The 22,520-nt window shown below is 60.6% G+C and carries 21 protein-coding genes; 11 read left to right on the plus strand and 10 right to left on the minus strand.

The window, feature by feature from the left end; all coding sequences use genetic code 11:
• Positions 1–184: 184 nt before the first annotated feature.
• Positions 185–1,291, minus strand: coding sequence for a DUF917 domain-containing protein (locus AC1DVM_RS16710; protein ID WP_477256117.1), 1,107 nt, complete (start codon positions 1,289–1,291; stop codon positions 185–187).
• A gap of 99 nt (positions 1,292–1,390) precedes the next feature.
• Between AC1DVM_RS16710 and AC1DVM_RS16715 the strand changes: the two genes are divergently transcribed.
• The 6 genes from AC1DVM_RS16715 (at position 1,391) to hydA (ending at position 6,977) form a co-directional block, all read left to right on the plus strand.
• Complete coding sequence (locus tag AC1DVM_RS16715) at positions 1,391–2,311, plus strand: LysR family transcriptional regulator (RefSeq protein WP_477256119.1); 921 nt, start codon at positions 1,391–1,393, stop codon at positions 2,309–2,311.
• Between the two features lie 109 nt (positions 2,312–2,420).
• The gene (locus tag AC1DVM_RS16720) at positions 2,421–3,296 is read left to right on the plus strand and encodes a substrate-binding periplasmic protein (protein ID WP_477256121.1); all 876 of its coding nucleotides are present in this window, start codon (positions 2,421–2,423) and stop codon (positions 3,294–3,296) included.
• Positions 3,293–4,057 carry an amino acid ABC transporter ATP-binding protein gene (locus AC1DVM_RS16725; RefSeq protein WP_477256155.1) on the plus strand — a complete coding sequence of 255 codons (765 nt, stop codon included), beginning with the start codon at positions 3,293–3,295 and terminating at the stop codon, positions 4,055–4,057. Before AC1DVM_RS16720 ends, AC1DVM_RS16725 begins: the two co-directional genes overlap by 4 nt.
• 7 nt (positions 4,058–4,064) lie before the next feature.
• Entirely contained in the window at positions 4,065–4,736 is a 672-nt protein-coding gene (locus AC1DVM_RS16730) for an amino acid ABC transporter permease (RefSeq protein WP_477256123.1), read from the plus strand.
• 2 nt (positions 4,737–4,738) lie between these two features.
• Positions 4,739–5,410, plus strand: coding sequence for an amino acid ABC transporter permease (locus AC1DVM_RS16735; protein ID WP_477256125.1), 672 nt, complete (start codon positions 4,739–4,741; stop codon positions 5,408–5,410).
• A gap of 85 nt (positions 5,411–5,495) precedes the next feature.
• Positions 5,496–6,977, plus strand: coding sequence for a dihydropyrimidinase (hydA, locus tag AC1DVM_RS16740; protein ID WP_477256127.1), 1,482 nt, complete (start codon positions 5,496–5,498; stop codon positions 6,975–6,977).
• Between the two features lie 19 nt (positions 6,978–6,996).
• Here the strand turns inward: hydA and ltnD are convergent, their stop codons facing one another.
• From ltnD to denD, 4 genes are read right to left on the minus strand one after another with little or no spacing between them, the layout of a single operon-like run.
• On the minus strand, positions 6,997–7,944 hold the full coding sequence (ltnD, locus tag AC1DVM_RS16745; RefSeq protein ID WP_477256129.1) for an L-threonate dehydrogenase: 948 nt from the start codon (positions 7,942–7,944) through the stop codon (positions 6,997–6,999).
• 47 nt (positions 7,945–7,991) lie between these two features.
• Positions 7,992–8,750: an SDR family oxidoreductase gene (locus AC1DVM_RS16750; RefSeq protein ID WP_477256131.1), complete on the minus strand. Its 759-nt coding sequence runs from the start codon at positions 8,748–8,750 to the stop codon at positions 7,992–7,994.
• Between the two features lie 31 nt (positions 8,751–8,781).
• Entirely contained in the window at positions 8,782–9,534 is a 753-nt protein-coding gene (locus AC1DVM_RS16755) for an SDR family oxidoreductase (RefSeq protein WP_477256133.1), read from the minus strand.
• A 26-nt stretch (positions 9,535–9,560) separates the two neighbouring features.
• On the minus strand, positions 9,561–10,544 hold the full coding sequence (denD, locus tag AC1DVM_RS16760) for a D-erythronate dehydrogenase (RefSeq protein WP_477256135.1): 984 nt from the start codon (positions 10,542–10,544) through the stop codon (positions 9,561–9,563).
• Between the two features lie 423 nt (positions 10,545–10,967).
• Between denD and AC1DVM_RS16765 the strand changes: the two genes are divergently transcribed.
• From AC1DVM_RS16765 to AC1DVM_RS16780, 4 genes are all read left to right on the plus strand, one after another.
• Positions 10,968–12,023, plus strand: a complete 1,056-nt coding sequence (locus AC1DVM_RS16765) for an ABC transporter ATP-binding protein (protein WP_477256137.1) — start codon at positions 10,968–10,970, stop codon at positions 12,021–12,023.
• 73 nt (positions 12,024–12,096) lie between these two features.
• Entirely contained in the window at positions 12,097–13,416 is a 1,320-nt protein-coding gene (locus AC1DVM_RS16770) for an ABC transporter substrate-binding protein (protein WP_477256139.1), read from the plus strand.
• 94 nt (positions 13,417–13,510) lie between these two features.
• Positions 13,511–14,422, plus strand: a complete 912-nt coding sequence (locus tag AC1DVM_RS16775) for a carbohydrate ABC transporter permease (protein WP_477256157.1) — start codon at positions 13,511–13,513, stop codon at positions 14,420–14,422.
• A complete protein-coding gene (locus AC1DVM_RS16780; protein ID WP_477256141.1) occupies positions 14,422–15,324 on the plus strand; it encodes a carbohydrate ABC transporter permease in 903 nt (300 codons plus the stop codon). The genes AC1DVM_RS16775 and AC1DVM_RS16780 overlap by 1 nt, the downstream gene beginning before the upstream one ends.
• Positions 15,325–15,450: 126 nt before the next feature.
• Here AC1DVM_RS16780 and AC1DVM_RS16785 read toward each other — a convergent pair whose 3' ends face one another.
• The 3 genes from AC1DVM_RS16785 to AC1DVM_RS16795 all read right to left on the minus strand — a co-directional run bounded on the left by AC1DVM_RS16785 (position 15,451) and on the right by AC1DVM_RS16795 (position 18,438).
• The gene (locus AC1DVM_RS16785; RefSeq protein ID WP_477256143.1) at positions 15,451–16,365 is read right to left on the minus strand and encodes a DMT family transporter; all 915 of its coding nucleotides are present in this window, start codon (positions 16,363–16,365) and stop codon (positions 15,451–15,453) included.
• Positions 16,366–16,739: 374 nt separating this feature from the next.
• Complete coding sequence (locus AC1DVM_RS16790; RefSeq protein ID WP_477256145.1) at positions 16,740–17,972, minus strand: HlyD family secretion protein; 1,233 nt, start codon at positions 17,970–17,972, stop codon at positions 16,740–16,742.
• Positions 17,965–18,438: a hypothetical protein gene (locus AC1DVM_RS16795; protein WP_477256147.1), complete on the minus strand. Its 474-nt coding sequence runs from the start codon at positions 18,436–18,438 to the stop codon at positions 17,965–17,967. Before AC1DVM_RS16795 ends, AC1DVM_RS16790 begins: the two co-directional genes overlap by 8 nt.
• 541 nt (positions 18,439–18,979) lie before the next feature.
• Here AC1DVM_RS16795 and minC point away from each other — a divergent pair.
• On the plus strand, positions 18,980–19,690 hold the full coding sequence (minC, locus tag AC1DVM_RS16800; RefSeq protein ID WP_477256149.1) for a septum site-determining protein MinC: 711 nt from the start codon (positions 18,980–18,982) through the stop codon (positions 19,688–19,690).
• 102 nt (positions 19,691–19,792) lie between these two features.
• Here the strand turns inward: minC and AC1DVM_RS16805 are convergent, their stop codons facing one another.
• Positions 19,793–21,676: a bifunctional sugar phosphate isomerase/epimerase/4-hydroxyphenylpyruvate dioxygenase family protein gene (locus tag AC1DVM_RS16805; RefSeq protein WP_477256151.1), complete on the minus strand. Its 1,884-nt coding sequence runs from the start codon at positions 21,674–21,676 to the stop codon at positions 19,793–19,795.
• A gap of 64 nt (positions 21,677–21,740) precedes the next feature.
• The gene (locus tag AC1DVM_RS16810; RefSeq protein WP_477256153.1) at positions 21,741–22,406 is read right to left on the minus strand and encodes a GntR family transcriptional regulator; all 666 of its coding nucleotides are present in this window, start codon (positions 22,404–22,406) and stop codon (positions 21,741–21,743) included.
• Positions 22,407–22,520 lie beyond the last annotated feature (114 nt).

Genomic DNA, 22,520 nt, shown 5'->3' on the forward strand with positions numbered 1-22,520 from the left:
GTAGCCGTCTTCGATGATCTTATCGGACAGAACCACGTTGCCACGAAGGACGAGATCGAAATCGCTCATTGGGTATCACCTGTTCGTTTCGTTGTGGCCGGCACTACCGGCGTCTTTCGTGCGAGCATAGCGACAGCCGCCCGCAACGCGTTATGCTTATTGGGACGTGGCGTATAACCGCGTGTTATTGTTTGTCGGCTACCCGGCCGAGTGCGTACGAGGTCAAATCAAGGCCCAGGGCCTTCTCCACCAAAGGATAGACGCTCGGGTCTGTCACGCTTGCGCTCAAGGGAATGAGATCCTTCCGAACGCGCAAGACGAAAAGCTCCATCCCCTCGCGGACCTGCCCCACACTTATAGGGCGACCACCGGCGTCCAGCGTTGTAATAACGTCCGGATAGCTGGCCATGCGGCCGCCATCGAGATCCGTCACCGCCATGTATTCGTTCATCACGTGCAGGATCGACGCATCCCTGCCCGTCCCGACCTGAATTGTTCCGATGTCGAACGCTTCGACGGTATATTGCACGGCTTTCGAAACGACGATCCCTCGACCGATAAGCGAGCCCCCGGTCTCGTCGCAGATGGCGTCGAGAACCGCGGCGCCGCCTTTCGGCGTCGCAGCGAGGATGCGCTCGCCCAAGGCCAGCGCCATGGAGATGCCCCCCAGCGCCGCATGTTTGCGCACGTAGGATGCCGGGACAGGGTTGCGGCATGACGCGATGAAGCCGCCCGACATATCGGAAGCGGTGCGCAGAATGGGCGACACCTTCGCGGTTGCACCCCGGACGACCAGTTCGATGTAGCGATTCTGCGAGCGATTCCCGCCCGCAGCGGTTTGGATGGTCGCAACCGGGCTGTCGGCGAGGCCGATCGAACCCATGTCCCCGGTGGGATGGGCACGGATATCGCCAACGGCGTCGATCACCTTTGTTCCCAAGATGGCCCCCGGCAGCCACGCGTTCAATGTACTCGACATGCCGTTCTGCCCGATGATCAGGCCGTAGACTTTTTTGCCGAGGGCCTGCTCGAGCAATTCCACGGCGCGCACGTAGTCGACACCGCGCATTTCCCATTCGGTGGTACCGGCCGGCGCGCCGATCGCCGCGGCGGTGGCGATGATCGCGTCATCTGGAACCTCATCCAACGAAACAAGTTCCGGCTGACCCGCGAGGACCGCAGCTGTGCCAAGCATCCGGSCGTGGTCTGGCCATCCACCGCCACCTGCGGCGAAAATCGAGCCTCCGGCAACCGCTGCCTCGACATCCTTGATGGTCAGAATCCGCGCCATGGCCAGCTCCGCACTTATTGTCCCATGTCGACCATAGAGATTATGGCTGCTGCCGAGATATGCTATTTGCTGGGGCTACCATAACAAGGTGTTATCTTGATGCGGTTCAATTTGCGGCAGATCGAGGTGTTCCGAGCCGTGATGGTAACGGGTTCGATCAGCGGAGCCGCGCGCTTGCTGTCCGTATCCCAACCGGCCATCAGCCGCCTGCTGGCCTATACTGAAGATCGCCTCGGCCTGACGCTCTTCGAGCGGGTGAAAGGTCGCGTTCATCCCACTCCGGAGGCGCGGCGCCTCTTCTCAGAGGTCGACCAGGTTCACCAGGGGGTGCTGCGGGTCAATGAACTTGCACAGGAGCTGCGTGAGCGAGGGACCGGTGCGCTGCATGTGGTGGCAAGCCCGAGCGTCGGGCAAGCTTTGGTTCCCGAAGCAATCGGCCGGTTTCGTGAGCGGTTTACGGACGTGCGGGTCGAACTCGAAATTCTCACGATCCACGATCTCATTGCCCGAGTGGGTGGCAACCGAGTCGATCTGGGCGTTTCCGTGCTGCCGGTCGACGAGCCGACGATTTCGTGCGTGCCGATCATGGAGGGCGAACTCCGTGTGATCTGTCCGCGCGACCATCCCCTGGCGGCGCTATCGGTGGTCAAACCGACCGATCTCGCTCCTTTCCCACTGATCGGCTACGGACCCCAAACGCCATACGGCCTTCAGGTCGAGCGCGCATTGGGCGTCGGAATTCATCAAATCCGAATCAACACCATCGTTCGGTTCACGCCCATCGCGTGCGCGATGGTTCAGGCGGGAGCAGGGGTCGCGGTCGTCGACGAGTTCGTGCTCCGGGGAGCCACGTGGCCGAGCATCGTCTCCCGACCGCTTGAGCCCCATACCCCCATGCGCGCTCATCTCTTGACGTCGCGGCTCGAACCGCTGTCGCGAATGGCGCAGGCTTTCGTCGCCATGATGCGCGAACTGCCGCCTCCCCATGTCCCTGCCCAAGAGGAACACCCAGCGACTTAACGTCATGTTATGCCCGGGCCACAACAAGTAATAGGCAGCTAATGGATTTCACCTGTTAGGGTGAAGATCGGACACCCTCCGTTCGCTCAACAATAAAGGGAACTAAGCTATGAGGTTTTTGCCGATCAAGGCCGCCCGCGCTGCTGTTCAGGGATTCGCCGTCGCCGCTTTGCTGTCCTACCCGGCCCTCGCCCAGGATGCCGACCATCCAGCCGGCGAAAAATTGAAAGTTGCGTGCGACCTGGGCTTTGCCCCCTTCTGCTTCAAGACGGCCGCAGGCGAAGTTACTGGCTTTACTTATGATTTCGCCGACGCCATCGCCAAGAAACTCGGCCGTCCCGGGGTTGAGGTGACGGACGCGAACTTCTCGGCGATTTTTGCCGGCTTGTTCTCAAAGCGCTACGAGATGATCCCGGCACCGACGAACATCACGAGCGAACGTGCCGCCCAGATGCTCTTCAGCGAGCCCTACATGCCAACGGGCCTTGGGTTTCTGGTCAAGAAAGGGGGCACGATTGCCAATCTCGAGGACCTCAAGGGCAAGCCTCTGACCGTCAACAATGGCAGCATCTCGGATAAGTGGCTGACGGACAACGAAGCCAAGTATGGTTTCACGATCCAGCGTTACAACAAGAACGCCGATGCGGTTCAGGCAGTGATGATCGGCCGCGCCTTCGCCAACGTCGCCGACGTGCCGGTCTCGCGCTATGTGGCGACCCAGACCCCGACCGCGGAAGTCGCCTATGTGCTCGATAGCGGCCGTAATTTCGGCATTGCCTTCCGGAAGGAAGATACGGCCTTCCGCGCCAAGGTCGAAGAAGCCGTCGAATGCCTCAAGACCGACGGCACGCTCGCTAAAATCCACGAGAAGTGGTTCGGCGTGAAGCCGGATGCCGCATCCTCTACCAGCAAGGTGTTTCCCGGCACGGGCGCTCCTGATTTCGAAGGCTACGACGCAACCGAGCGCAAGGCCGCGTGCAAATGAGAGCGGGCGAGCGGGAGCGCGGCGCTCGGGAGGATAGCGTCGTTATCCGAGGCCTGGGAAAGACTTTCGGTTCGGTTCAGGTCCTTCGAAACGTCAACCTCGACGTCAAGAAGGGCGAAGCCGTCGTGATCGTTGGCTCGTCCGGGTCGGGGAAGAGCACCTGCTTGCGTTGCATCAATCGTCTCGAGGAGCCGACGGAGGGTCACATCTTCGTCGGCGGCCACGAGGTGACAGGCAAGGGCGTCGATCTCAACGCTCTGCGCCGCCGCATCGGGATGGTCTTCCAGAGCATCAACCTCTATCCACACAGGACAGCACTCGGCAACGTGACCCTGGCCTTGCGCAAGGTGGCCGGGCTGTCCAAGGCCGAGGCGGATGAGAAGGGCCGTCGGCACCTGGAGCTTGTCGGCCTCGCACAGAAGGCCGATTCCTATCCCGGGCAGCTCTCCGGGGGTCAGCAACAACGGGTTGGGATCGCCCGCGCCATGGCGCTCGAACCGGACGTGATCCTGTTCGACGAACCGACCTCGGCCCTTGACCCCGAATTGGTCGGGGAGGTGCTCAACGTGATGGTGCGGACCAAAGAACTTGGCATGACCATGATAGTCGTGACGCATGAGATGCAGTTCGCACGCGAGGTTGCCGATCGCGTCGTGTTCATGGATCACGGCGTCGTGCTGGCAGAAGGGACTCCAGAAGAGATCCTCGTCTCGCCTGAGCATCCGCGAATTCGTGAGTTCTTGACGCGCACGAAGAGCTGATGATCCGATGGAACAGATCATCAGGTATTTCTTCGATTTTTCACTGATGTCGGCCTATTGGCCGGATATCATCAAAGGCTTTCTGATTACCATTCAGATGTCGATTCTCACGGTGGTGATCGGCATCCCGCTCGGATTGTTGATCGCGGTTGCGCGGCTCTACGGCATCAAGCCGCTCAATCTTCTGATCATTTTCTACATCGACTTCTTTCGATCAATCCCCCAGCTCGTGCTGATCGTACTGGCTTATTTCGCCCTCCCCTATTTCGGCCTCGTGCTCGAGCCGATTACCGCAACCGTGATGGCGCTCGCGATCGTTCTGTCGGCCTTCGCGGAGGAAATCTTCTGGGCCGGCATCAACTCGGTGGCCAAGGGGCAATGGGAAGCAGGGCGCTCGACCGGCCTCAACTTCACACAGACGCTGGCTTATATCATCCTGCCGCAGGTTATCCGCATGTCGATTCCACCGCTGACCAATCGGGCAATCGGGATCAGCAAGGGAACCACGTTGGGGTCCGTCGTTGCGGTCCCAGAACTTCTGAACGTCACCTCCAGTATCCAGTCGAACGTGGCCAATCCGACGGCGCTCACCGTCGGCGCTCTTCTTTTTCTGGTCCTCTTTTTGCCCTTCGTGCGGTTCACGCGTTGGTTGGAGCGGGTCTATGCGCATCCGAGATAATGATGAGTGATTTTCTCGCCACTTTCTTCAACTGGGATGTGTTGCTGCAGGTCTGGCCTTTGCTACTGCAGGGGCTCTGGATGACCCTCGGCCTGGCTGCCATCGCGGTTCCGCTCTCCATCGTACTGGGTGTCGCCATCGCCATGGCGCAAGATTCGCGCAGCAAGCTGCTACGCTTCCTCCTTGTCTCCTATGTCGACACGATGCGAGCCATCCCGCCCCTGGTATTACTCATCTTTATCTTCTTTGGGCTGCCGTTTCTTGGGGTGAAGCTTGGGGAGTTCTCGGCAGCGGTGCTTGCCTTGACTCTCAATGGATCGAGCTATTTCGCCGAAATCTTTCGCGCGGGTCTCGAATCTGTGCCGAGGGGGCAGCGTGAGGCCGCCCGCTCCACGGGGCTAAGCTGGGCGCAAAGCATGGCGTATGTCGTCGTGCCGCAAGGTACTCGAAACGTTCTGCCCGATCTCGTGAGCAACACCGTGGAACTCGTCAAACAGACATCCATCGCCTCGGCGGTGGCGCTACAGGAATTGCTGAGATCAGCTCAGCTCGCGCAGGGCCTGCTCTACAACCCGACCCCGCTTGTCGCGGCGGCCATCGTCTATTTCATCATGTTCTGGCCTTTTGTCCGGCTCGTGTCCCGCATGCAAAACAAGGCTGTGGCTCATTCGTAGGCGCTATCGTCCCGTGGCCGTCAGACAGGTCACGCAACGCCGAAACATCGCGACACCTCGTTAGAATTGAGCCGAAGGAATTTCCATGAGCCTCGAACCATTCGATATTGTTGTCCGCAACGGTCGTGGCGTGACGCCGCGAGGAATTGAAGAGACGGACGTGGGGATCAGGGACGGTCGCATCGCGGCGATTGGCCCCGACTTGAAGTCGGCGGGCGAAGTAATCGACGCGCGGGGATTGTTGGTTCTACCCGGTGGCGTCGACGCCCATTGCCACATCGACCAGTTGGTTTCGAGCGGCGCCCGGACGGCGGATGATTTCGAAAGCGCTAGCGTTTCGGCCGCGTTTGGTGGGACGACCACATTGATCTCGTTCGCGGCACAACATCGTGGGCAGAGCCTGCGCGGTGTCGTCGAGGATTACAAAAAACGGGCACACGGGAAATCGGTTGTCGATTACGGGTTCCATCTGATTGTGACCGATGCCACGGAGCAGACACTCGCGCGTGACCTGCCGGCGCTCGTCAACGAGGGCTTCACCTCGGTCAAGATCTATCTGACGTACGACGCCTTGCGCCTCGACGATCGCGCGGCACTCGATGTGCTCACGGCAATTCGACGGGAAGGCGCGATGCCCCTGATCCATGCCGAGAGCCACGACTTGATCGCCTGGTTCACGGATCGGCTCCTGCAATCCGGACACAGCCAGATCCACCATCTGGCGGATGCGCGCCCATCCCTGGCAGAACGGGACGCGGTGCATCACGCAGTGTCTCTCGCCGAATTGGTGAACGTCCCGATCCTGCTCGTGCATATGTCGAGCGGCGATGCCATCGAGCAGGTGCGTTGGGCGAAAAGCCGCGGGATGCCGGTCTATGCCGAAACATGCCCCCAATATCTGGTTCTCACAGCCGAATCCCTCAAGCAGCCGGCCTTCGAGGCTGCCAAATTCTGCTGCAGCCCCCCGCTTCGTGACAAGACGAGCCAGGATGCCGTCTGGTCGGCGCTCGCTGATGGAACCCTGTCGATCCTCTCTTCCGACCATTCCGCCTTCGACATGGAAGGGCCCGACGGCAAGTTGAGAGATGGACCCGAGAGTGCGTTCAACCGCGTGCAATACGGTTTGCCCGGTTTGGAAGCGCGCCTTCCGCTGATTTTCTCCGAAGGGGTCGTCGGAGGCCGCCTGTCTCTCGAACGATTTGTCGAGGTGACCGCGACGGAGCCCGCACGCCTTTACGGCCTCGGTGGGCGAAAGGGCGTGATCGCCGTGGGCGCCGATGCGGATATAGCGCTGTGGGACCCCAAGCGACGCATGACGATTTCTGCCGACACCCTGCACGACGGGCTTGGCTGGACCCCTTACGAGGGTCGCGTTGTCACGGGAATGCCGGTCACCACCTTGGTGCGAGGCACCGTCATCTGCCGCGATGGCGAACGTCTGGGATCGACCGGGCACGGCCAACTCCTCGCCCGGGATAGACCCGAGACATCGAAACCGACGTCGCCGCCGCGGACCGGCTTCGATGTGGTCAGCAATCGCTTTGTCTGCGAAAGACTCGGTGGTTGAAGGCGATGAATGCGGGAGATCAGCCGCCCGGTTCTCCCGGCAAGGCCGTGCCGGTCACGCGCGCGTAAATCCGCGCCAACGAGGCGTCGTCATCCCGGCCCATGCCCGCGCCTGATGCCATCAGGAACATCTGCAACGCGGCCGCCGTGACCGGAACCGGGAATTTCGCGGCACGCGCCATGTCCTGGATAATACCCAAATCCTTCACGAAAATGTCCACGGCGCTGCGAGGCGTGTAATCGCCGTCGAGCATGTGCGGGACGCGGTTTTCGAACATCCACGAATTGCCGGCCGAAGCCGTGATGACCTCGTAGACCTTGCGGATATCGAGGCCCTGCCGGGCTGCAAACGCAATGGCTTCGCTGGCCGCGGCGATATGAACGCCGGCGAGCATCTGGTTGATCATCTTGAAGGCTGCGCCGGCCCCCGCCTCATCGCCGAGTTCATAGACCTTCGCGGCCAGGGCATCGAGCGTGGCTCGCGCTTTTGCGAAAGCAGCCGGGCTACCGGAGGCCAGTATCGTCAAAGCGCCTTCGGCGGCGCGGACGGAACCGCCGCTGATGGGTGCGTCGAGATAGTGGCGCCCGGTTTGTTCGAGCTTCGCGGCAAGATCGCGTGCATTTTGAGGATCCATGGTCGCAGACGAGACGAAGACTGCACCCTTCGGGAGTGCTTCGGCTACGCTCTCGGGCCCGAACAGAATAGCCTCGGTCTGCGCCGCGTTCACAACCACTGAGACCACCACCTCCGCGTCGCGGGCCGCCTCGGCCGGGCTCCGGGCGCCGTAGCCGCCCTCGCCGACGAATCGCGCGACCGTGGTTTCGCTCACGTCGTAGCCGGCCACCTGCAAGCCGGCGCGGCGTAGCGACTGAGCCATGCCAAAGCCCATCGAGCCAAGTCCGATGACCGCAACTCGCGTGCGCCCGGGGGGCCCCTCTTGGTTCTGAGTTCTTGTCTGGGGAGCCATGTCCTTACCCTCAATACGAACATACCGCGTTCGGGGCAGCGGCCGATTCAACCGCGCCCGATGAAGGGCATTTTTGTCGCCATCACGGTCAGGTTCTGGACGTTCGCGCTCAGGGGAAGGGCTGCCATGTAGGCGACCGCATCGGCGACATGCTTCGGATCGATCGTCGGTTCTATGGCGAGCTTCCCGTCCGCCTGCAGGACGCCGGTTGCCATCTTCGACGTCATGTCGGTTGCGGCATTGCCGATGTCGATTTGACCGCAGGCTATATCGTAAGCCCTCCCGTCGAGCGCGGTTGATTTGGTCAAGCCCAGGATCRCGTGCTTCGTCGCCGTGTAGGGAGCCGAATTCGGGCGCGGCACGTAAGCCGAGACGGACCCGTTATTGATGATCCGGCCGCCGCGGGGGTCCTGCAATTTCATCAAACGAAAGGCCTCCTGGGTGCACAGGAAAGCACCGGTGAGATTCGTGTCGACCACTGTCCGCCATTGCTCCCAGGTGATCTCTTCGAGCGGCACTGGAGGCGCGTTCGTGCCTGCGTTGTTGACGAGCAGGTCGAGTCTGCCGAAGGCTTCCTTCGTCTTGGAGAAAAGCGCCGCGACCGAGGTAGGGTCTGTGATATCGGTGGGAACCAATAGGGTTTTCGCATCGGTACGATCGATTTCCCGCGCGGTTACCTCGAGCGCTTCCGCTCGCCGCCCCGCGAGGACGACCGTGAAGCCTACACGGACAAGAGCTTCGCATATTGCTCTGCCGACACCGCTCCCCGCACCGGTCACGATGGCAATCTTGGAGGCCTCCGCCATTTTCTTCCCCTTCGAAGCAGCTTGATAGTGATCAGTATGTCGCGCGTCCGCCTGAGATGTCGACAACGGCGCCAGTGGTGAACGAGCACTCTTCGCTGGCGAGCCAGCAAATGAGCGACGTCACCTCGTCGACCGTCCCGAATCGTCCCATCGGGATCTTGGACAGCATGAAGTCGATGTGCGTCTGGCTCATTTGGTCGRAGATCGGTGTTCGGACCGCCGCCGGAGTCACGCAATTGACGACGATGCCGGTTTTGGCCAGTTCCTTCCCCAGCGATTTCGTCAAGCCGATCACCGCAGCCTTTGACGCGCTATACGCCGAGGCGTTCGGATTTCCCTCTTTGCCGGCAACGGACGCCACATTGACGATGCGCCCGTAACCGCCCGACATCATCGATGGAATGACGGCTCGATTACAGAGAAACAGGCCGTTGAGATTGACGTCGATCACACGGCGCCAGTCTTCCACGGGATATTCCCAGGTGGTTGTATTGGGCCCCGTGATCCCGGCGGCCGCAACCAGGATATCAACGCCGCCGCCCAAGGCAGACACGGTTTCTTGGTACGCCACGCTCACGGCATCGGGGTCGGTGATATCGACGCGAATAGCCACGAGGTTGGGGCCGATCAAGCTTCGCGTTTCAGCCATCCCAACTTCGTTCATATCCCAGATGGCAACCCGCGCGCCCTCTGCCGCCAACCGCGCGGTCACCCCGAGGCCGATTCCGGATGCCCCCCCGGTCACGACCGCCCGTCGCCCCAGGAATCGCTTGTTTCCGTCCATCGCCAACTCCTCACGGAAGCTTGAGTTCAAGCAACGAATGCGCCGCCCAGTTCTTCTTCGATATGGATGCGGATGATCTCGTCGAAGTTTTCCTCCGCGCGAAAACCGAGGGCCTTGGCGCGGCGCGCGTCGAACCGGCGCGGCCAACCCTCGACGATGCTCAGTATGGTCGGGTCAGGCTCGCGGCGAATACGTGTCGCGACGCGGTCGCCCGCAATGCGGCGAAGTGCTTCGATTTGTTCGGCGACGGTGACCGAGACGCCCGGCATCGTCAGATTCCGCCGCGGTCCAAGTGCCGTGCCGTCCAGCGCCGCGGCATGCATCAGAAAATTGACTGCGGAGCGAGGAGATGCATGAGTGTGGCGCACGTCATCGGGAACGGGCAGCACGGCGTCGTGCCCGCTGAGGGGCTCGCGGATGATGCCGGAGAAAAATCCCGACGCGGCCTTGTTGGGCAAGCCAGGTCGCACGCAGATCGTCGGGAGTCGGATGCCCACTCCGTCGAAAAATCCGCGCCGCGTGTAATCCGAGAGCAGCAATTCGCCGATGGCCTTCTGGGTGCCATAGCTGGTGAGCGGCGTCAGGAAGAATTCGTCGCCGATGGCCTCCGGGAAGGGAGCGCCGAAGACCGCGATCGATGATGTGAAGACGAGGCGCGGGCGATAGCCGTCTCCGATGACCCGGATCGCGTCGAACAGTTGGCGCGTGCCATCGAGGTTGATAAGGGTTCCCTTGTCGAAATCAGCCTCCGCCTCGCCGGAGACCACCGCGGCGAGGTGAAAGATCATTTCGGGACGGCTCGCGACAAGCTTGCCGGCCGCCCCGGGCGCGGAAAAGTCGGACGTCAGAGTTTGGATAGGAAACGGGGCCGCTTGGGGCACTTGGGGCTCAACGACGTCATGCAGGATCGCGCTGGAGATTTCGCGGCTCCCGATCCGCCGCTCCCTGACCAGCCGTTCTACGAGTTTGCGGCCAACCATGCCTGCCGCCCCGAGTATCAGAACTTCCATCGGCGGGGCTCCTTCCGGTTCTGGTCACTTTGACGCCTGGATTTTGCCTTGGCAACGATCCGTTCTCTTATCGACGAAAGTATGAGGTATCGAAGTCCTGGCCTCAAACCAGGGCACAATACGGCGATGCCAACGCTGATCAACGGGCTCGGCGCAAGAATGTTGCCCCAGGGATTTGCAAGGACGCAACCTGAGCGCTTGATCTTGGGGCAATACTTCTCGAATAATGGCGGGCGGTTATTGCGCCAAGCTCGCATGAGACGAGCGGTTCTAGAGTGTGGCGATTTTGGAGGAAACGCATGCCGCGACGCCGTCCCCACGGCATCCACGTGCCGGTCGTGTACCCGCCCTGTCTGCCGGGTCGACTCGGTCCGCCTTCGCCGCTGCCCGCCCTTCCGATTTTTACGCCGAAGCAGGTGATCCATGGCATCCGTTGAAATTCGAGACGTGAAAAAGGCGTATGGTGCGACCCAGGTCATCCATGGCGTATCGGTGGACATCGAGGATGGCGAGTTCGTCATCCTCGTGGGACCATCAGGCTGCGGTAAGTCAACGTTGTTACGCATGATTGCCGGCTTGGAAAATATCACCGGCGGTGAAATTCGCATCGGCCCAYGGGTGGTCAATAACCTGCCACCCAAAGAACGCGACATCGCGATGGTATTCCAGAACTATGCGCTCTACCCCCATATGACGGTCGCCGACAACATGGCCTTTTCGCTCAAGTTGAAAAATGCGCCCAAAAGCGAGATCGCCAGCAAGGTCAATCGCGCGGCGGAAATTCTCGGTCTCACGCCGCTCCTTGATCGATATCCGCGACAGCTCTCCGGTGGGCAGCGTCAACGGGTGGCCATGGGGCGCGCGATCGTGCGCGACCCGCAGGTGTTTTTGTTCGACGAACCCCTTTCAAACCTGGATGCGAAACTCCGCGTGTCGATGCGGGGCGAGATCAAGGCGCTGCATCAGCGCCTTGAGACAACGACCGTCTATGTGACCCACGACCAGATCGAGGCCATGACGATGGCCGACAAGATCGTCGTGATGCATGACGGAATCGTCGAACAAATCGGTGCACCGCTTGAACTCTACGACAGACCGGTCAATCTTTTCGTAGCCGGCTTCATCGGCTCGCCGTCGATGAACGTACTGGAGGGCCGGATCGACGGCGGAAGCTTTGCCGTCGGGAATCTTCTGCTCCCACTTGGAAATGCGCCGGCGGCCCCGGCCGGACGGCCAGTCTGCTACGGCATCCGGCCGGAGCATTTTCTACTCACCGGAGCCGAGGGTATTCCGATCGAGGTGATCGTGATCGAGCCCACCGGTTCAGAGACCCAGGTCGTGGCGAAGGCGGGTGGACACGATATCGTATGCGTCTTCCGCGAGCGGATTAGCGCGAGGCCAGGTGAAATCATTCATGTGACCCCCGATCCCGCCCATGTGCATCTCTTCGACAAGGAGACCGGGCACCGACTGAACTGAACCTTTACGCGCGCGGTTCTACCGGGACGGCTGCGTGACTCTTCATAGATCCCGGATTGCGGAGGAACCGACGATGACGCTGTCTAGACGTGATCTGCTTCTCGGAACTGCCGGAGTCGCGGCGGGCGCGGCTGGAGCCCAGCTCCTCGGCGCCAGACCCGCTTTCGCGCAAGGGGCGGCGCCATCCTTCAAGCCAGAGGCCGGCGCCACTTTACGGGTGCTGCGCTGGACGCCCTTCGTGAAGGGGGACGAGGATGCCTGGCTTGCCAACAGCAAGAAATTCACCGAGGCGACGGGCGTCGAGGTGCGAGTCGACAAGGAGAGCTGGGAGGACATCCGCCCCAAGGCCGCCGTCGCGGCGAATGTGGGTGCGGGTCCGGACGTCATGCTGGTGTGGTTCGACGATCCGTTCCAGTACCCCGATAAGCTCCTCGACGTGACGGATATCGCAACTGACTTTGCGACCCGCTATGGTGGGTATTATCCCGGCCTCGAAGGTTACGCCAAGAAAGACGGCAAGTTCATCGCACTTCCGCTCGCCGCGATCGGCAATGGAATTCTCTACCGCGATAGCATGCTCAAGGAAGCCGGCTTCTCGAAATTTCCCGAGAAAACGGACGAGTTCCTGGAGATGTGCAAGGCCCTGAAGGCCAAGAGCAAGCCCGCTGGCTTCGCGCTGGGCAAGGCCGTGGGCGACGGCAACAACTTCGCGCATTGGATCGTCTGGAGCCACGGCGGGAAGATGGTCGATGAGAGCGGTAAGGTGGTCATCAACTCGCCGGAGACGATGAAGGCGCTTCAATTTGCACGCGAACTCTACCAGACCTTCATCCCGGGCACCGAAAGCTGGCTCGACATCAACAACAACCGCGTTTTCCTCTCCGGCGACATCTCCGTGACGGCGAACGGCGTATCTCTCTACTATTCGGCAAAGAACGATCCAAAAATGGCGGACCTCGCCAAGGACATCCGTTCGACAGTCCTGCCGACCGGACCCGTGGGCCAGCCGGTGGAATTGCACCAGACGACCTCCGCGGTGATCTTCCGCTACTCGAAGTATCCCAATGCTGCTCGGGCCTATCTGCAATACATGCTCGATAAGCCGCAGATGGATGCGTGGATTTCGGGTTCCAGCGCCTATTGTTGCCCGCCGTTGAAGGGCATGATCGATAACCCGATCTGGACGGCCGATCCCGTGAACGAGCCGTACAAGCGTGCATCGTCGACGCTGCGGCCGAACGGATATGCCGGACCTCTCGGTTATGCATCGGCCGCGACTATGGCGGATTACGTGATGGTCGACATGGTGGCTGAGGCCGCAACGGGCCAGCGTACCCCCGAAGAAGCGATGAAACGCGCGGAGCAGCGCGCAAACCGCTACTATCGCGTTTGAGCGTTGCAGGGCGGCGCCGCGAGACGCCGCCCTGCACTTCCCGAAACAACGGGGAATTTCCATGACGCAAGCATCCGTCGCTGACGACGCCGCAATGCTGGCCCCGGCCGCGCTGCCGTTGATGCAGAGAAGAGGGATAATCGGCCTGCTCTTCATGCTGCCGGCGGCGATCTTTCTGCTTGTCTTTCTGACTTATCCGCTCGGATTGGGAGTCTGGCTTGGCTTCACCGATACGAGGATCGGTCGAGACGGCGTTTTCATTGGCCTCGAAAACTACCGGTCGCTCTGGGAGGACAGCCTGTTCTGGCTCTCGGTGTTCAACACGATCCTCTACACCGTCGCAGCCTCGATCCTGAAATTCGCCCTCGGTCTGTGGCTTGCCCTTCTCCTTAATGAACATCTGCCTTTCAAGGCGTTTATCCGTGCCATCGTGCTGTTGCCATGGGTTGTGCCGACGGTGCTCTCGGCAATCGCATTCTGGTGGATCTACGACACCCAGTATTCGATTATCTCCTGGGCCCTCTTAAAGCTCGGCCTCATCCAGACTCCCATCAATTTTCTTGGAGACACCACGAATGCTCGCATTACCGTCATCCTGACCAATGTGTGGCGCGGTATTCCGTTCGTCGCCATCACGCTGCTCGCCGGTCTGCAGACGATCTCGCCATCGCTGCACGAAGCCGCGACGCTTGACGGGGCCACTTCATGGCAGCGATTCCGTTTCATCACGCTCCCCATGCTGTCGCCTCTCATCGCAGTGGTCATGACATTCTCGGTGCTCTTCACCTTCACGGATTTTCAACTCATCTACGTGCTGACTCGCGGAGGCCCCTTGAATGCGACGCACCTGATGGCGACTTTGAGTTTCCAGCGCGCGATCCCGGGTGGACAACTGGCCGAAGGTGCGGCGATCGCTGTCGCGATGGTGCCGTTCCTGCTCGGTGCGATATTGTTCAGCTATTTCGGCTTGCAACGCCGCCGTTGGCAACAAGGGGGAACCGATTGATGGCCGCGACCCTCAAGACTCCTCCCCAGGTCAGCCTCGCCGACGAGAGCGTCGGCATGAGCTATCTCAATCAGGCCCCGCGACGGCTTCTGACGGTCTACCTTCCGCTTCTCGTCTTCGTGTTCGTTCTCCTGTTCCCATTCTACTGGATGACCATCACGGCCCTGAAGCCGAACGAGGAACTCACCAATTTTCGCGAATACAATCCGCTCTGGCCGGACAGCCCGACATTCCAGCATATCCGTTATCTTTTGTTCGAGACGTCCTATCCAAGCTGGCTTCTCAACACGATGCTCGTGTCGGTCGGTTCCACGATCATTTCGCTCGTCGCATCCGTTTTCGCCGCCTATGCAATCGAACGCGTTCGATTTCCCGGGTCCCGCTGGACCGGCCTTGCCATCTTTCTCGCCTACCTGGTGCCTCCGTCGATCTTGTTCATCCCTCTCGCGGTGATGATCTTCAAATTCGGAATCTACGACACCAAGCTGGCGCTGATTTTTACCTATCCGACATTCCTCATCCCGTTCTGCACCTGGCTGCTCATGGGATATTTCCGGTCGATCCCTTATGAACTCGAGGAATGCGCGCTCGTCGATGGCGCTTCGCGATGGCAGATCCTCATTCGGATCATGCTCCCGCTCGCAATCCCCGGTCTCATCTCGGCCGGCATCTTCGCGTTTACGCTTTCGTGGAACGAGTTCATCTACGCGCTGACCTTCATTCAGTCCTCAGAGAACAAGACGGTGCCAGTCGGCGTATTGACCGAGCTGGTGCGGGGTGACGTCTACGAATGGGGGGCGCTGATGGCAGGCGCACTTCTGGGTTCGCTCCCGGTCGTCCTGCTATACTCGTTCTTCGTCGATTACTACGTTTCTTCCATGACCGGAGCAGTGAAAGAATAACCTGTGTGGGGCCATGATGGAGCTCCAACGAGCCCATACAACGGCCCCGCTTCGCGGTCATGGTTGGTAGAGTTCTGCGCATCCTCAGCCTAGTGTAGACGCGCGACCTCGCTGCGAGACGAACTCCTATCGCCAGAAGAGCACCGCGGTGCCGGCGACCGTCACGGCCGCGCCGCACCATGCCTGCCACGGCAGCCTCGTGCCTGTCCGCAGCCAAAGCAACGGAAGGATCGCAACTGGCGCCATCGACGATAATGTGGAGGCGACGGCCACGCTGGTCTCCGTCAGGGCGATCATCAACATCGACATGCCCACGACGTAGCCGATAAAGACACCCAGCGAAACGCGGGCGAGCGTTCGTCCGTCGGGAATATTGAAAGAATTTTTCCACGTCCTGGGGGATCCGAGATGGTAAGCCCAGAGAACGATGACGGCCACGAGTGCCCGGAGCGCCATCACGGCGAAAGGATCCGGACTGTCCTGCATCACCGGTCGCATGGAGAGGATTCCAATCGCCTGACCGAAGGCCGCAAGCACGACCAGCAAGACGCCAGCCGCCGATAATCGCACTTCGGCGTGAACGAGGCTGTATCGGCCGATATCGCTGTTTGCAACCGGACCAGGCTTTCGATTGAAGCCGACCGCGAAGGCAATTCCGGACGCGATCAGTGTGCAGCCCAACAGTTGCCCGAGACCAAGCTTTTCCCCGAGGATAAGAAAACCCAACGCTGCGGCAAAGGGCGCGCTCAGTGAAAATATCAGGCCTGTTCGCCGCGCCCCGATAAGCGCGATGCCGGCGTTCAGCGCCGGGTCAGCCACGACGATGGCGACGAAGCCCGAAAGAAGGATAAGTGGCAAATGATCCGCAGAGACGCTGCCCCAGTCTCCCACGAGGCTGGTGATGACGGCCAGCATGAGGAAGCCGATCAGCATGCGCCAGCGCGAAAGCGACATCGGTCCACCGACAGCCTTGACCACCTCGGCGGAGATCAGTGTGGCTAGCGCGATACAGAACGAGGTGCCGAGTGCGAAAAGGGCCAAACCGTTCTCCATGCCAGAGTTGTGCTCTCTGGTTCTCGTGAGTCGACCGGGCGTCAGAAGGAGAAACCCGACGCTGGTTCCCAACCCCCTCCATCCGAGGGCCCCGGCACAGCGCGAACTGGTCCCGACGGCTCGCTGCAGTGGAGGTGCCCGCTTCGACCCATACTCCCCGGAGCATCTGGCCGCTATCCCCAGGGCGGGCTGTGGAAGGAGACAATAGGAGATGTGCACAGCCTGCCGGGACTGCGCCCACGTTAACAGAGTCAGGAGTGAGCCGGGGCAAGCGAGGCGAACACCCGCTCTTGCTCATAACGGCCCGGGCTCGCGAAATTCGCAGGCCTGCCCTGCCCATCGGGCCTTTGTCCCAGGCCCCTTTAGTGCCCGCTGAAGACAAGGGTTTTGATGGGCAACAGCAACGCTTGGATCCTAAGGAGCATCGCGTGCACGATCCCGACGGCGTCCACCGCGTGGAGGGCTACGCGTCTCATGGTTCCGATATCTTTCGCGGCGAGCGCGTCATGATTGCTAGAATAGGCGTTAGCTATACAACTGCTGCCCGGCGTCACACCGTCAAGCGCGCCCTGATAGAGCGGCTCGAGTGTGACGAGGAGCGTTCCCGGTCGTGACACCTGCTGCGGGTCGATCAATTGCTCGCCTCCCCTGAACTGACCGGCCGCGATGAAATCCTGCACACCCGTCACGACCATCGGAATGATCGTCCAGGGCTTCGAGACGCACGTCACTTCGGCCGCCATGCCGACCTTCATGACCTGTGCCTCAATCTGGTCGAACCCGGCATGGAGCGCGAGCCGTCCCGCCTCCTCCGGTATGAGAATTCCTGCCGAACGCATCATCGGGTTGACGATGTCGCCGACCCGCAAAGCGAATTGCTCCACACGCCCGCTGACCCCGGCCCGGATGACGGTCTTGTCGAGAGCCACCTGGGCCTCGGCAAGGGCCGCTTCCGCGCTTGCTTTTTCCGCCGGGAGGAGGCTCGCGATCCGCGCCTGGGCTTCGTCTTTGCCTGCGACGGCGGCATCGATCGCACCTTGGCGCCCCTCGACAGTTACCTGAAGCCTCTCGATTTCTCGGAAAGCCACATTGCCCGGGTTGCGACGGTAGAGATCCTGCTTCGTTTCGAGTTCATCCACGGCCTGCTGATAGGCGCTTCTGGCTTCTCGGATCTTGCCATCGGCCGCCTGTATATCGGCCCTCGCAACCACCATCGCGGCCTCGGTTTCAGCAATCTTGCGGCGGGCACTTTCCACGGCCGCTTCCTGCTTCTCGCTATCCAGTCGGAAAATCGGCGCGCCTTCGGCGATTCGCTCGCTCACGCCCACATTGATCTCAGCGACACGGCCGAAACCTTCGGGAACAATCGGGACCGTCCTAAAAAAAGACGTGACGTTGGTGGTGGCCGGATGGTTGTAGAAGACCACCGTGATGAGCCCCACCGTCAGCATCAGGCAGAGCGTAATACCCCATCTGAGCTCAAACCAGACCGAGTAAAGAGTGATTTCCCGGCCGAACCGTTTTCCCTGGGCATAGCGACGGTAGAGATAATCGGGAAAGATCGTCAGCAACGAACAAAGCAGGAGTTCAAGCATGCGTCCGCTCCTTGTCCACACGGGGTGTCGCGGTCTGCTTGTCGGGCGCCTCGCCCAGGCTTTGGTTGGGCGAACCGTCGGTTATCGTGTCAGCGGTCCCTTCGGACCCTTTCTTGTCGGCTACCTTGCCGGCGATCGCCTCCAGGGAATCCGCCATCCTGTCGAGCCGCCCACCAAAATCGGGAATATCGATCAGTGCGAGAATTAAGCCGGCGACCCAGAAGATATGCATGTGCGTAAAGAGAGCCAGCAGGCCCAGCACGGCAACAATCTCGAACTGCAGCTTGTGGGACTTGTGGGCTATGCGCTCCGGCAGGGTATGCAACCGCAGGAACAGGAGCCCGACCGCCAATACTGCGATGAGCAGAAACACACCCATGACCACCATGAGGACGTCGGTCTCGCCGGGCGCGGTAATGAATGGCGGCAGATGATGGGGGGCGGCCGGGTTAGGCGACGCGGTCATACAGCCTCCCCAGTGAAAACGGGCGGTCGGATGGTCCACATCGAGAGATAATGGCTCATGCGCCTCTCCATAGCGACGACAGGTGAGACCTATTGGTCCTCGGTTTCATCGCGAACTGTCGAAATGCTACCCTGCCCGCGACTTTACATCAACGGTGGCCCGATGCTGCCATAGAGCATGGCCGATCCCGACAGAGAGTTGCCCCCATTCCTTCCTCGCAGGGATAGCCGAGCCGTAGCTTCAGCCCGGGCCGCTCGGGCCCGGGTCATGCTGATATTGATTTCCCGCGTACTTGAGCTCGAAACGTCCCCGCGTCTATTTCTGTCGTGCGGCATAAATCGGAACGCCGCACCACCCCCTCTCTGCCACATCCTCCGAACTCCATCGCTCTGCGGGCGCTCACCTTYTAGTGGCGACGCGGCGGATGACATCTCCGCTACTGGCTGTGTGGATGGTGCAATTCCTTAACGGGGGCGCAAAAATTTACCGGCGGTTAACCCTAAAGCGGCGAGATTAGCGCATTGCAGGATTTTCATCAACCGTGACCATTGTCATTCACCCTCGCCCCCCACTTCGCTTCCGCGGAAAATCGTTCTTGGCGCTGGTTCTTTCACCCGTCGTGCCGATGCGCGATTGGCTCGAGGATCTGGACGCGCTGACGCGGAATTCGCCTGGGTTCTTCTCCGGCCGGCCTGTCATTCTCGACGTGTCTGCGCTCAAGCCTTCGAAGTCTGAGCTCAAATTTCTTCTTGCCGCGATGCGAATGCGGGACATCCGCATTGCGGGCTTGGAAGGCGCAACCCCCGCGTTCATTGATGCGGATATGCCCCAGGCGATAACAGGAGGAGAACTGTCCAGTCACGTCGATCGTGCCGATCTCGAGGGGGTGGAGCCGTTGACCCGCGAGACGGCTGACGCCCCAGCCCCGACGTTGACGATTGAGGATTCCCTCCGTTCCGGGCAATCTGTCCTGCACCCGAACGGCGACGTCACCGTTCTAGGATCGGTCGCTTCCGGCGCGGAGATCGTGGCGGGAGGTTCCATCCATATCTACGGCTCGCTCCGTGGACGAGCCGTCGCAGGTTGCACCGGGAATTCGACCGCTCGAATTTTCTGCCGCAAATTCATGCCGGAACTGGTTGCCGTCAACGGCCTCTACAAAACGGCCGACGACCTCGGACAAAAGTTCCGCAATCTGCCGGTTCAGGTCAGCCTCGATGGCGATTCTCTGATCCTCACTCCCTTGGATTGACCAACGGCGAGAACTGACGACGCCATCCGTCGCAATGAAATACTATCATCGGTCTGACATTCTCCTGACGCAGACGGGCTGACGTTCCGGCCCCCCGCAGCGTCAGAGCCCTGGCACCCTATCCGTTGCGAGGCGTGACTGGGCCGCGAGGCGGATCGACGCGTTCGCCGCGCCATAGCCCTGGTATTTGCGCCGCTCTACGATCTCGAAGAAAAAACCACCGTCCATCGCCTTGGTGTAGGCTTGAAAGTACTCGTTGCCACCATCGCGGTCGTACAGGATATTGTCCGATCGGAGCCGTATGAGATCTTCAGCGGTAAGATCCGTCCTCGCTTCAAGGTCATCGTAATAGTTTTCCGGAATCGGCAGGAGGTCGACTCCGTTCGCCTTCAGGCGCTCCACGGTCGAGAAGACATCACCGGTCGCGAGGGCGATGTGTTGCACCCCGGACCCGAGGAGTTCGTTCAAAAAGCGAGACGACAAGGTTTGGCGGCTCTGCGAGGCGTTGAGCACCAATCGGAGCGAGCCGTCGCGCGTCTCGACGGCCTGGCTCTGCACTACGCCGCCGGGATCGATCACCGACTGAACCTTTGTCTTCTGCACATCAAGAAGCGATGTGTAGAATAGGAGCCACGTCAGCATCTCCTCGTACTGCATGGACTGGGAGACATGATCGACGTTTGTCAGCCCTGCTCCTGTGAAGTCCCGCTCCTCAACGGGCTCGAAATCGACGTCCCATGGGCTATCGAGCTCGGCCGTATGGCCGATGAAGTACAGCAGACTGCCCCCAAGCCCACGAACCGCCGGGATATCCATCTCTCCACGTCCGACGGGCTGCCGAAAGGGTTGGTCCAAAAGCGCGATTGCCCGGCCCACAGTTTTCGAAGCGTCGTCGACCCTCAGGCCTAGGGCGCATACCGATGTTCCGTGCGCAATGTTGAAAGAATGCGCGAAGCCTTCCTTGTCAGAATTCATGACAATGTTGATGTCACCTTGCCGCCAGCGGGTCACAGACTTCGAGCGATGGATCCCAGCCTTCTTGAAACCGAGCCCGGTCAGAGTTTTTTCAAATCCGATGGCAGAGCCTTCGTCCACCGCGAACTCGACGAACTCGATGCCGGAACATGCGGCTTTGGGTGTAAGACCCGGGAGATCGTCAAAAGCCACCCCGGTTCGCCCACGCAGATCATCGAGCATGGCGATCATGGAGCGCTGGCCATCGATGGCGACGCTGCGCGCTGAACCCGCACGGAAGCGATCATTGAATATCTCCAGGGAGAGGAGACCGTCGAACCCGGTTGCGCAGAGCGCGAGCATGAAATCGTCGATGGGGAGGTCACCCTGGCCCGGAAAGCAGCGATAGTGTCGGCTCCAGGATAGATAGTCCATGTCGAGCTTCGGCGCATCGGCCATCTGCACGAGGAAGATACGCTCAGCCGGGATGGAGCGGATCGCCGAAAGATCCGTCCCGCGGGCGAGCACATGGAAGGTGTCCAGCACCAGCCCGACCGATGGATGGTCCGCGCGCCGCACGACCTCCCATGAATCGCGGTAATCATGGATATGTCGGCCCCAGGAGAGGGCCTCGAAGGCCACTCGCATGCCCCGTTTCGCGGCTCGCTCGCCGAGTTCATGAAAATCGGCGGCCGCTCGCTCAATCCCCCCGAGGGAGTCGGGCGAGACATTGCTGCACACCATCAAAAGATCGCAACCAAGTTCTTCCATAACGTCGAACTTGCGCTCGGCCCGACCGAACACCTTGGAGCGCTGCGGCTCAGGCATTCCTTCAAAGTCACGAAAGGGCTGGAAGGTAACCGTCCTGAGCCCCAAACCCTCGATCATGCGTCGCGCTTGGGCTGGCGTACCGTTGAAAGACAGCAAATCGTTCTCAAAGATCTCGACCCCTTTGAATTGCGCGGCCGCTATGGCTTCGATCTTCTCAGTCAGGGTGCCGCTCAGGCAAACGGTGGCGATGGCAGTACGCATGCTCTTCAATCCTGTTTCTCTCGAGGTTTCAGGAAGCGTCGCGAAATCCGTCCATTTTGCTCTGCTAGCTGATCGTTCCGGTGGCGAGTGCATGCTCAAGGCCGCCTGCAACATGACGCGTCAGCACCTCACAGGCGCGCACTGCGTCTCGCTTCATGGCGCAATCCAGCAGCAAGGCGTGTTCGCGCGCCGCGATGTCCCCGCGATAACTCAACGCGATCATCTGGTAGCGAAGGTACTTGTCGAAGACCGCCGCATGGTTGTCGATCAGCATCTTCGATCCGCAGGCGGAGATCAGCGCCTGATGGAACTGCCAATCATATCGTTTCCATTCCTCGGTACGCGCCCTGTCGCCCTGCGCCATACGCTCTTCCATCCTGGCAAGCCGGTGGTGGGCGGCGACAACCCGCCCCTCCCATTCCATATCGCCGGCTCGAAACGATTGTTCGAGCGCTCGACACTCGAGCAGTTGCCGAAGGGCCGCAATCTCCCTCAAGTTGGTGATCGACACCGGCGAAACACCGAAGCCTTTCTGACCCTCGGCAACGACAAGCCGTTCGGAGTGAAGGCGGTTCAGAATTTCGCGAAGCGTGCTGATACTTGCGCCGTAATCGGCCTTCAACTGCTCGAGTTTCAGCTTCTTGCCGGGCGAAAGGCGCCCGAATACAATATCGGCCCGGATCCGCTGGTAGGCGCTCTCGCCGACCGTCGGAAGCACGTCGTCGCTCATCGCAATGCCCCGCTCTCCAACGAATAACTCACACATCCATCAACATGCCGCACGAGCATCTCACAGGCTCGCTGCGAGTTGCGCTCAAGGGCGCAATCCAGCAGCGACTTGTGT

This window comes from Microvirga sp. P4_A5 (assembly GCF_056402495.1).